12 protein-coding genes and 6 pseudogenes are annotated in these 9,325 nt (G+C 70.9%); 6 read left to right on the top strand and 12 right to left on the bottom strand.

Annotated features, from left to right (window positions below):
• Positions 1-177 precede the first annotated feature (177 nt).
• From O0235_RS15050 to O0235_RS15900, 4 genes and pseudogenes are all read right to left on the bottom strand, one after another.
• A pseudogene (locus tag O0235_RS15050) lies at positions 178-315 on the bottom strand (FliM/FliN family flagellar motor switch protein); the annotation flags it as partial.
• A 246-nt stretch (positions 316-561) separates the two neighbouring features.
• Positions 562-1,170, bottom strand: coding sequence for a hypothetical protein (locus O0235_RS09305; protein WP_270055515.1), 609 nt, complete (start codon positions 1,168-1,170; stop codon positions 562-564).
• A gap of 11 nt (positions 1,171-1,181) precedes the next feature.
• Positions 1,182-1,517 (bottom strand): flagellar basal body-associated FliL family protein, encoded by a 336-nt coding sequence (locus O0235_RS09300; protein WP_270058053.1) that lies wholly within the window; start codon positions 1,515-1,517, stop codon positions 1,182-1,184.
• 360 nt (positions 1,518-1,877) lie between these two features.
• The gene (locus O0235_RS15900) at positions 1,878-2,042 is read right to left on the bottom strand and encodes an OmpA/MotB family protein (RefSeq protein ID WP_373324433.1); all 165 of its coding nucleotides are present in this window, start codon (positions 2,040-2,042) and stop codon (positions 1,878-1,880) included.
• Here O0235_RS15900 and O0235_RS09295 point away from each other — a divergent pair.
• Complete coding sequence (locus tag O0235_RS09295; protein ID WP_270055514.1) at positions 2,014-2,394, top strand: hypothetical protein; 381 nt, start codon at positions 2,014-2,016, stop codon at positions 2,392-2,394. The genes O0235_RS15900 and O0235_RS09295 overlap by 29 nt on opposite strands.
• 23 nt (positions 2,395-2,417) lie before the next feature.
• On the opposite strand, the pseudogene O0235_RS15895 reads toward O0235_RS09295, so the two are convergent.
• The 4 genes and pseudogenes from O0235_RS15895 to O0235_RS15885 form a co-directional block, all read right to left on the bottom strand.
• Positions 2,418-2,501: pseudogene (locus O0235_RS15895) on the bottom strand (flagellar motor protein MotB); the annotation flags it as partial.
• A complete protein-coding gene (locus O0235_RS15890; protein WP_373324301.1) occupies positions 2,498-2,791 on the bottom strand; it encodes a MotA/TolQ/ExbB proton channel family protein in 294 nt (97 codons plus the stop codon). The pseudogene O0235_RS15895 and the gene O0235_RS15890, both read right to left, overlap by 4 nt.
• Positions 2,775-2,960, bottom strand: a pseudogene (locus tag O0235_RS09285) (MotA/TolQ/ExbB proton channel family protein); the annotation flags it as partial. The pseudogene O0235_RS09285 and the gene O0235_RS15890, both read right to left, overlap by 17 nt.
• Positions 2,951-3,445, bottom strand: coding sequence for a flagellar FlbD family protein (locus O0235_RS15885; RefSeq protein WP_373324300.1), 495 nt, complete (start codon positions 3,443-3,445; stop codon positions 2,951-2,953). The gene O0235_RS15885 and the pseudogene O0235_RS09285, both read right to left, overlap by 10 nt.
• Before the next feature lie 612 nt (positions 3,446-4,057).
• Between O0235_RS15885 and O0235_RS09275 the strand changes: the two genes are divergently transcribed.
• Positions 4,058-4,198, top strand: coding sequence for a hypothetical protein (locus O0235_RS09275; RefSeq protein WP_308445641.1), 141 nt, complete (start codon positions 4,058-4,060; stop codon positions 4,196-4,198).
• 91 nt (positions 4,199-4,289) lie between these two features.
• Positions 4,290-4,580, top strand: coding sequence for a hypothetical protein (locus O0235_RS09270; RefSeq protein WP_270055511.1), 291 nt, complete (start codon positions 4,290-4,292; stop codon positions 4,578-4,580).
• Here O0235_RS09270 and O0235_RS15880 read toward each other — a convergent pair.
• Entirely contained in the window at positions 4,500-5,246 is a 747-nt protein-coding gene (locus O0235_RS15880; RefSeq protein WP_373324299.1) for a PAC2 family protein, read from the bottom strand. The two genes, O0235_RS09270 and O0235_RS15880, sit on opposite strands and share 81 nt — an antisense overlap.
• On the opposite strand from O0235_RS15880, the pseudogene O0235_RS15875 reads away from it, so the two are divergent.
• Positions 5,181-6,173: pseudogene (locus O0235_RS15875) on the top strand (GNAT family N-acetyltransferase); the annotation flags it as partial. The gene O0235_RS15880 and the pseudogene O0235_RS15875 overlap by 66 nt on opposite strands.
• 100 nt (positions 6,174-6,273) lie before the next feature.
• The gene (locus O0235_RS09265) at positions 6,274-7,218 is read left to right on the top strand and encodes a sterol carrier protein domain-containing protein (protein ID WP_270055510.1); all 945 of its coding nucleotides are present in this window, start codon (positions 6,274-6,276) and stop codon (positions 7,216-7,218) included.
• Positions 7,219-7,353: 135 nt separating this feature from the next.
• Here the strand turns inward: O0235_RS09265 and O0235_RS15870 are convergent.
• The 3 genes and pseudogenes from O0235_RS15870 to O0235_RS09255 all read right to left on the bottom strand — a co-directional run.
• Positions 7,354-7,509, bottom strand: a pseudogene (locus O0235_RS15870) (insulinase family protein); the annotation flags it as partial.
• Between the two features lie 97 nt (positions 7,510-7,606).
• A pseudogene (locus O0235_RS15865) lies at positions 7,607-7,765 on the bottom strand (insulinase family protein); the annotation flags it as partial.
• Positions 7,766-7,934: 169 nt separating this feature from the next.
• On the bottom strand, positions 7,935-8,273 hold the full coding sequence (locus O0235_RS09255) for an insulinase family protein (protein ID WP_270055508.1): 339 nt from the start codon (positions 8,271-8,273) through the stop codon (positions 7,935-7,937).
• A 580-nt stretch (positions 8,274-8,853) separates the two neighbouring features.
• On the opposite strand from O0235_RS09255, the gene O0235_RS09250 reads away from it, so the two are divergent.
• Positions 8,854-9,264, top strand: a complete 411-nt coding sequence (locus O0235_RS09250; RefSeq protein ID WP_270055507.1) for a hypothetical protein — start codon at positions 8,854-8,856, stop codon at positions 9,262-9,264.
• The last annotated feature ends 61 nt before the right edge of the window (positions 9,265-9,325 follow it).

The raw sequence follows: 9,325 nt of genomic DNA, 5'->3' as shown, positions 1-9,325 counted from the left end.
ACGAAGAGGATGGCGACGAGGAGCGCGCCGCAGATGGCGACGAGCCAGGTGAGGCGCTTCCGGGCCGCCGGGTCGCTCATGCGACGGGCTCGGGCTCTTCGACTTCGTGGCCGCGGCCTGGACGACCTCGACGACGCGGACGCCGAAGTTTTCATCGACGACGACGACTTCGCCGCGGGCGACGAGGCGGTCGTTGACGAGGATGTCGACGGGTTCGCCGGCGATGCGGTCGAGTTCGATGACGGAGCCGGGGCCGAGGCTGAGGACTTCGGCGACGGTGAGGCGGGTCCGGCCGAGTTCGACGGTGACGTTCATTTCGAGGCCGGCGAGGAGTTCGATGCCGGAGGTGTGCTCGGCCGGGCCGGGGTCGGGCAGCGGGGTGAAGCGCGCGCGCTGGGCGGTGACCGGCGGCTGCTCTTTCGGCGGGGGCGCGGCGCGGCGGGGGGCGGCAGGCTGCGGACGTCGGGCTGCTGCGGGACGGCCATGGGTTCCTCGATGCGCTGGAGTTCGACATCGAGGAGTTCGGCAGCTTCGAGGTCTTCCTGAGTGATCAGCGGGGTTTCAGCTGCGGCCGAGCTCGGCGAAAGCGCTGGCCATGGAGCCGGCGACGATATCGAGGAAGGTGCCGGGGAGGACGAGCGCAATGGGCAGCGCCTGCGCGGCGGAGAGGTTCGCGGTGAGGTAGAGGCAGGCGTCATCGAGGCCGCCGAGGGTGGCGGGCATCGTGTTGGCGGTGACGTCGTCGAAGGAGAGGATGAGGCCGAATTGGAGGAGCGGGCAAAGACGTCCTGGTTGAGGGCCTGGATGACCTGGCTCGAGGATGGTGGAGGCGACGACGAGCGTCTGCTGCTCCTGGTCTTCGGGGTTGTCGGCTTCGGTCTGGAGGTAGGCAGCGGCGGGGGCGGTGGGGAGGACGAGGTAGGCCGTCGCCGCCTGGTCGTTGTCGGTGGAGAGCTCGACGGGGACGGCGAGGTGGGGGTCGCCGAAGTCGCCCTGGATTTCGTCGGGCATGACGAGGCGGGCCTCGCCGAGCGACACTGCGGGCGCCTGGCCCTGGATGACCTGGAGCGCGCGGGCCGCGGCTTCCCAGGCGCGGCGGCCGACGGCATCGAGGGTGGCGGCCTGCTGAGGGGAGAGGAGCTGGGCGAGGACGTCGACGGGGTCGGCCATGGGGTGCGCTCCTACTGGACGATGAAGGTTTCGAAGTAGATTTTTTCGACTTTTTCGCCGTGGAGGTGGTGGTTGATGGCTTCAATGAGCTCTTCTTTGAGCTTTTCTTTGCCCTCGACGGTAGCGACTTCTTCGGCGGTATGGGAGCCGATGACGTTGGCGATGGCGTCGAGGATCTTGATGCATTTCGGGCTCGAGGTGATGGGGACGAACTCGGCGTTCTTGGCGGCGATCTGGTCGGTGGTGAGGCCGACCCAGAGGAGGTTGTCGGCGGGGCCGAATTCGAGCGCCATGATGACTTTGACGTAGCGCTGGGTGGTGCCGGAGGGCTTGAGGTTGAGGACGATGCCGTCGGGTGGCGTTGGTGGCCTTGCCGCCGTGGCCGCCGGCGGAGGCCTTGCCGATGAAGAGGGTGGGACGGGGCGCGTTGGCGATCTGCTCCGCGGTGTAGACGGGCGGGGGCTTGGGGTCCATGTAGTTGGGCTTGATGTAGAACCAGAAGGCGGCCACGAAGAGGACGGCGCCGCCGGCGAGGATTTTCTTGTCCTTGAACATGGGCGTTACCTCCGCTGGGCCCCGGAGAGGGCCTTCTGCAGGTCTTCGATGGTGGGGTAGAGGATGACGATGTCGGCCCGGCGGTTGAGGGCGCGGCCTTCCGGGGTGGCGTTGCTGGCGAGCGGGCGGGTATCGGCGTAGCCGGCGGCGCCTTAGAGCTTCGCCGGGTCGAGGCCGCCCTGTTCGACGAGGACGCGCAGCACGCGGGTGGCGCGGGCGGTGGAGAGCTCGTCCAGTTCGTGCGGGTAGTCGCGGCTGTTGGGCGGGATGTCGTCGGTGTGGCCTTCGATGCGGAGCTGGTTGGGGAGGCCCTTCAGGGCATCGGCGACCTGGAGGAGGACATCGACGCTGCCGGGGCGCAGGTCGGCGGAGCCGGAGGTCGAAGAGGAGGTTATCGGCGAGGGAGATGGTGATGGAGGTGGCGTCGGAGCGGAGCTGGATTTTGCCCTCGAGGCCGTTGGCGGCGGCGAATTCGGAGAGGGTGTCGTTCAGGCCCTGGAAGGTGTTGGAGCGGATTTCGCTGAGGGAGGGGGTGAGGCCGCCGCCCTGGTTGAGGACGGCGGAGGAGCCGTTGGAGCCCTGGAGGACGCTTCGATGGAGAGGATGCCTGTTCGATGGAGACGCGGACGGATCTGGAGCTTCTGGGGGTTGGCGTCGCTGGTGGCGTAGAGGGCGACGACGAAGAGGGCGAAGAGGAGCGTCACCATGTCGGCGTAGGAGACGATCCATCGTTCGTGGTTTTCGGGCTTTTCGGCTTCGGGGGCGCGCTTGCTCATGCGGCCTCCCGGCGGGCCTCGGCGTGGTCGTCCTTCTTGCCGCGGGCGGAGGGCGTGGAGGAAGCCTTCGAGCTTTTCGCGGACGATGCGGGGGTTATCGCCGGCCTGGATGGACATGAGGCCTTCGATGACGACGTCGAGGGCGTGGAGTTCGTGCTTGGAGTTGTTCTTGAGCTTGTTGGCGAGGGGGAGCCAGAGGTAACGTTGGCGGTGAAGACACCGTAGAACGTGGCGACGAAGGCGGTGGCGATGCCGGGGCCGATGTGGTCCGGCTCATCGAGGTGGGACATCGACGCCCATGAGGCCCATGACGGCGCCGAGGACGCCGATGGTGGGGGCGATGCCGCCCATGAATTCGAGGGCGGCGAAGTTGCCCTCGTGGCGGTGCTTCATGGATTCCCGCTCGATCTCCATGATTTCGCGGAGGAGTTCGGGGTCGGTGCCGTCGATCATGAGCTGCTGACCCCTTTGCGGGTGAAGGCTGGTCGTGGATTTTTTCGACGTCGGCTGTCGAGGGCGAGGAGGCCTTCGCGGCGGGCCTTGTCAGCCATCTGGACGAAGAGCTCGACGGTCTCGGCGGAGTTGTGCTGGGCGCCGCCGAAGAAGGCTTTGAGGATGAACTTGGGGAGCTGCCGATCATGACGGAGAGCGGCTGGGAGATCATGACGGCGCCGAGGGAGCCGAGGACGACGATGAAGAAGCCCGGGAGGTTGATGAGCTTCATGGGGTCGCCGCCCTCGAGGATGTTGCCGCCGATGATGCCGATGATGGCGACGCACGAGGCCGATGACGGTCGCCAGGTCCATCAGGCGGACCTCCGGATGGCGCCGATGCTCAGGCGGCGGAATTCGGCGATGCTGGTCGATGATGGTCTCAGGGGATTCCTGGCAGACGTAGCGGTGGCCGTTGGTGAGGGTGATGTGGGTATCGTGGGAGGCTTCCATGACCTCGAAGAGGTCCGGGTTGAGGTAGAACTCGGTGCCATCGATGCGGGTCAGCTTGATCGATGGCGATGCCCCGAGGCGTGGGTGCCTCCAGCGTAGGGGGCGGGTGTGGTGCGGCGGACGTGGGGAACTCCCTGAGGGACGGGGCGCGGGGTGCTGAGGTTGGGCGGGGGAATCCCTGATGGAGGTTGGAGGCTGGGGCGGATGCCGCGGCTGACGCCGCGGCGGCAGATGGCTGGCCGCCAGCGGCGGCGCCGCGGGATGTCGCCGCGGCGCGGCGACGCTGGAGTGGAGCACCGGAAGACCGACGAAGGAAGCGAACGAGCGGGGAGGGGGAGATTCAGGAGTCAGGAGCTTGCAGTCGGGAGGTGGGAGCTGGGCGCTGCGGAGGGGGAGGGTGGGGCGCGGTGGGGTATGCTTGGGGTATGGCGATGCGGAACCCGCGGAAGACGAAGGCGGATTTGGTCTACGAGGCGCTCCAGGCGGCGATCCTCTCCGGGAATTTGAAGGAGGGAGAGCACCTGCGGCAGGAGGAGATCGCGGCGCGCTGGGGGGTGAGCGTGGCAGACGCCGGTTCGGGAGGCGTTCCGCCGGCTGGAGAGCGAGGGGCTGGTGGAGCATGCGCCGAACCGCGGCGTGATCGTCCGCGGGCTGCCGTGGACGCCGCCGCCGGCGCCGCTGGATGTGATCCGGCGGCGGTGGGAGGAGCTGGTGCGCGACCCGGAGAGCATCCCGGGGAGCGACTTCCCGTAGGGCGGCGGCGTTGCCGCGGGATGCCGCCGCTCTGCGCGCGGCGCGGGGGCCAAACTCGACGCCGGCGAGCTGTGCGCCGGTAAGGACGGGGGTGGAACCCCGAACGGGGCCGTTGCGGGGGCCGACGCGGCCCGGGCTACCGGTCGCCGGTGCCGCGGAGGAAGTCTTCGACGTCCTTGAGGATGTCGTCGGCGGAGGGGAGTTCGCTGTCGCCGAAGGCTCCTCGTCGCTGGTGCCTTCGTCGTCGGTGTCGTCTTCGTACTGGGCGTTCGAGGGTGCGGACGTAGGGATGCCGACCTGGTCATCGCCGCGGGAGGCTTCGTTGACGCGGTCGATGAAGGCGGCGGCGCGGTCTTCGAGGTCGCCCTCGGGGACGGGGTAGCCGAGGACGGGTTCGAGGGCGCGGATGAGCGCGAGGGTGGCAGGCGGGTTTTCGTCGATGCTGAGGTAGTGGGGCACGCCGGCGGCGAGGCTGGGATGAGGTCGAGGCCGCGGGCGCGGAGGACGTCGTGGATGACGCCGATGATGCCGGTGGGGCCCTGGTAGAGGGAGCGGCCGAGGCCGTAGCGGGCGGCGAGGCGCGGGTCGGCGCTGGAGCCGGTGACCGGGATGGGCCGGGTGTGAGGGGTGGCCGCCGGGACGGGCGACGAGGGTGCAGACGAGCGGCGGGCTGGAGGGGAACGATCGCCTCGGCGAGGCGGGCGGCGAAGGTGCGCCAGCGGAGGTTCGGCTCGACGCCCCGGACGACGACGAGGTCGTGGCTGCCGAGGCCGGTGCGGACGGCGTAGGCGTGGTTTTCGGGCCAGTGGAGGCGGCGGACGCCGGATTCGTCGATGGAGACGGTGGGCCGGGTCTCGGTGAAGACGTAGTACTCCTCGGGGTCGACCTCGAGGAAGCGGTCCCCGCCGAAGGTTTCGACGAGGTGGGTGGCGGCGTCGGCGGTGACGGTGCCGGTATCTTGCTCCAGCCGGTGAAGGCCAGGATGACGATGGGGGAGCGGAGGGGCGGGTCGAGCGGGGGCCAGGGAAAAACGCGTCCACGACGCCATTGTACCGGCCCGGCGGCTACGGGCTTTCGGCGAGAGCGGGCGGCGCCGGCGCCGACGTGCACGGCAACGGGGACGCCGCCCGCGGGCAGGAAGGTGACGACCCAGCCGGGGGTGACCGCCTGGGCACAGGCGGCGGACCAGCGGGCGCGAGGCCGAGGCAGGCGGATGGCCAGGTTTCGGGGCGGGCGGAGAGGAGGTCGGCGCCGGCGAGGGCAGGGTGGGCGCCGCGGGCGAGGGCTTCGACCCCGTCGGGCAAGGGCGGCGGGGCCGTGCGCGGCAGCGAGCGCCGACGGCCGGGGCGGCCCCCGGCGGCGCGGCGGCGGGCTGATGGAGAGACGCCCGGGCCATGGCAGGTTCCGCTCGGCCCCACGCCAGCACGATGACGGGGAGGGTGCACCCGGCGAGCAGGCTGGCGAGACGCGCGAACCCGGGCGGATCCTGCACGGGAAGACGCCCGCAGCCGCGCGGAAGGTTCCCCGGGGCGCGGCTGACGGGGAGGAAGAGGAGCGGGTAGGCTGGGGCTTTCGGCGCGAGGAGGGCGACGCGATGACGTTCGAGGTGCGGGTCCCGGAGCAGGGGGAGCTGGAGGCGTTTTTCGGGGTGAACTCCATCGCCTTCGGGCGGCAGCTGAACCGCGGAGCGGGTAGAGGACGGGATGCGGTGCGCCGAGCGGGAGCGGCTGCTGGCCGCGTTCGAAAACGGCCGGTGCATCGGGTCGGTCCGGACGCGTTCCGGTTCGAGCTTTCGGTGCCGGGCGGTTCGCTGCCGTGCGCGGGGGTAACGTGGGTGGGGGTGCTGCCGACGGACCGGCTGGCGCGGCGTGCTGACGGCGCTGATGACGGAGCAGCTGCGGCGCGGTGCGGGAGTGGGGCTGAGCCGATCGCGGCGCTCTGGGCTTCTGAGGCGCCGATCTACGGGCTCGGGTTCGGCTACGGGCTGGCGACGGAGCATTTCGATGAGGTGCGGCTGGAGCGGGTCCACGGCCGCCTGCGCGGCCACCCGGCAGCGCGGGGGAAGGCCGCGGCTGGTGACGCGCCACGAGGCGCTGGCGGCATGGCCGGCGGTGTGGGACGCCGTGCGCGGGCAGCGCGCGGGGCTGCACACCCGCTCGGCGGCGTGGTGCGTGGAGGAGCGCGGCGTGCCGGCGCAGGAGCGGGAGGAAGCGGGCTGGAGCAAGGACTTCCTCGTGAGCCTCGAAGAGGACGGAGCGACCATCGGGTACGCGCGCTACCGCGTGCGGGGGGAGTGGGAGCACGGGCTGCCGGCGGGCGAGGTGGCGGTCCACGAGCTGCCCGGCATCGACGGCGGCGCCGAGGCGGCGCTCTGGGAGTACGTCCTCGGCGTGGACCTCGTCGACCGGGTGACGGCGCACCGGCGGCCGCTGGACGACACGCTGCTGCACCTCCTCGAGGACCCGCGGCGGGCGGTCCGGAGGCCTTCGGACGCGCTCTTCTGCCGGGTGCTGGACCCGGCGGCGGCGCTGGAAGGGCGGCGGTATGCCGGGGAGGGCCGGCTGGTGCTGGAGGCGGCGGACGACTTCGGCGGCTACGCGGCGGGGCGGTTCGCACTGGAGGCTGGGCCGGCCGGGGCGCGCTGCCGGGTGACGGGCGAATCCGCCGACCTCGAGCTCGGCGCGGAAGAGCTGGGCAGCCTGCTCTTTGGGCAGGTGAGCGCGCTCGACGCTCTGGCGGGCGATGGCCGCATCGTGGGGCAGCGAGGCCGGATCGGCCCGGGCGGCCGATGCGCTCTTCCGCTGGCGGCCGGAGCCGTGGGCCCCGGAGGTTTGGTAAGGACGGTCAGCCGAGGGCGGCTTCGATCTCGGCGTCGTCGACTCGCGCGAGGGGCCGACGACGGCGGCGTGGAGCTTCGCGCGGTCGAAGATGCGCCGGGCGACCCGCTGGATATCGTCGGCGGTGACGGCTTCGATGGCGGCGACGACCTCGTCGATGGCTTTCGACGCGGCCTTTCGTGAGGAGCAGCTCGCCGTTGCCTGCTGGCCGATGGAGAAGGCGGTCTCGAGGGAGAGGCGGAAGCGGCCGATGTTGTGGTCCTTGGCTTTGCGCAGCTCATCGGGCGGGACAGGCTCGGCGATGAGCTTCTCGGCCTCGGCGAGGCAGACTTCGATGGTTTCGCGGAGGCGGTCGCGGTTGACGCCGGCGGAGATGGTGAAGACGCCGGCATCGGAGAGGTAGCCGTAGCCGGAGGAGACGGAGTAGGCGAGGCCGCGGCGCTCGCGGACTTCGCGGAAGAGGCGGGAAGACATGCCGGCGCCGAGGACATCGTTGAGGATGACGGAGGATGTAGCGATCCGGGTCGTCGCGGCCGAAGATGACGGGGAGGCCGAGGTAGAGCGTGCACTGGTCGATGGGGCGGCTTTCGGTGACGACGCGCGGGCCGGTGATGGCGGGGTCGTAGGGCTGGACGGGGGGGATGGGGCCGGGCTCCATGCCGCCGAGGAGGGGGATGGCGAATTCGAGGACGCGCTCGTGGGTGACGTTGCCGGCGACGGAGAGGACGATGTTGCCGGGCTTATACGCACTCGCGGATGTGGCCGACGAAGTCGTCGCGCTTCCAGGTGGCGACGAGTTCGACGGTGCCGCCGACGTCCCAGCCGGCGGGCTGGGGGCCGTAGACGGCCTGGCCGATGAGGCGGCGCGGCCCAGGCGGCGGGGTTATCGTGGTTGCGCTTCAGCTCCTGCTGGACGACCGGGGTCTCGCGCTCGATCTCCTCCTGTTCGAGCTTCGAGTTGAGGAGCATGGATCGGCGGCGACGTCGATGGCGGTGGGGAAGCGGTCGAAGGGGACGATGTTCCAGTAGCAGGTGAACTCTTTGTTGGTGTAGGCGTTGAGGGTGCCGCCGGCGCCTTCGATTTCCTGGGCGATGAGGATGGCGTTGGGGCGCTTCTCGGTGCCCTTGAAGACCATGTGCTCGAGGAGAAGTGGGTGATGCTCGTTGAGGTGCTGCGGCTCGGAGCGGGAGCCGACGCCGACGAAGAGGTTGACCGAGACGGCCTGGGTGGACGGCATGGAGCGCCGTGATGACGCGGAGGCCGTTCGGGAGCGTAGTGACCTGGTACTCGAGACATTGCCGCCCTCCGTGCGGGTGAAGCCGCATTGTACGGTCCAGCGCCGAAGGCAAAAGGGGGCGGGCGGACGGCTCCGCGGGTGCGCCGCCGGTAGACTGGAGGGGATGGGACAGCGCATCGAAGGGCTCGGAGCTGGCGCCGAACTGGACGAGCGCGGCGGGGGCGCTGGAAGGCGTGCTCCGGCACGCGGGGATCGACCTGCCGCGGCACGCCGTGATGGGGCTGACGGGGCACGCGTTCCATTTCTGCCTCGGGGTGAAGGGCGGAGTGGCGGCGCTGCCGAGCGGGCTCCGGCGAGCTTCGACCGGGCGGCGATGGTGGCGCGGTACGCGCGACACGGGGCTCGAGCGGTTCGAGCGGTTCGCCGGCCCCGCAGGGCAACGCGGCGGGACAAGGCGGCGGAAGGGCGGCGTGGGCGATGGAGCGGCTGGACGCCGGCGTCCCGGTCATCGGCTGGGACCTGCACCTGCACGAGTTCGGCATCATCGACGGGTACGACCGGGAGCGGGGCGGCTTACTTCGTGCAGGACATCATCACGGAGGAGGTGGGGCCGTTCGTGGCGTGGGAGAACTGGGCCCCGCTGGGCGAAGTCGAGCTGTGGGCGCCGGTGGAGGCGGTGGAGGCGGGCCCTGAGGTCGTCACGGAGGCGCTGCGGACCGCGGCGGCGCTCCTGCGGGGGGAGGAGGACCCGGGCGACGGCCAGCCGCGGGGGACGGCGGGGCTGGAGGCGTGGGCGGCGTGCGCTGGAGGGGGATACGGAGGTGGACCGGGCGGGAAACGCCTACACGCTGGCGGTGCTGCAGGCTGCCCGGGCGGATGGCGCGCTCTTCCTGCGGGACGCATGGCGGCGGCGCTGCCGGCGGCCGGGGAAGCGCTCAGGAGGGCGCTGCGCGGGCGCTGGAGGAAGAGACGAAGGCGCTCTCGCCGCTGATCACGCTCTTTCCGTTCCCGGCGGGCGGGCACGGGAACGTGCAGGTGTACCGGGCCTGCGG

This window comes from Tepidiforma flava (genome assembly GCF_027594505.1).
In the GTDB taxonomy this organism is placed as follows: Bacteria; Chloroflexota; Dehalococcoidia; order Tepidiformales; family Tepidiformaceae; genus Tepidiforma; species Tepidiforma flava.
Note: the sequence above shows the minus strand (reverse complement) of the source record. Positions and strands in the feature narration are given on the sequence as shown.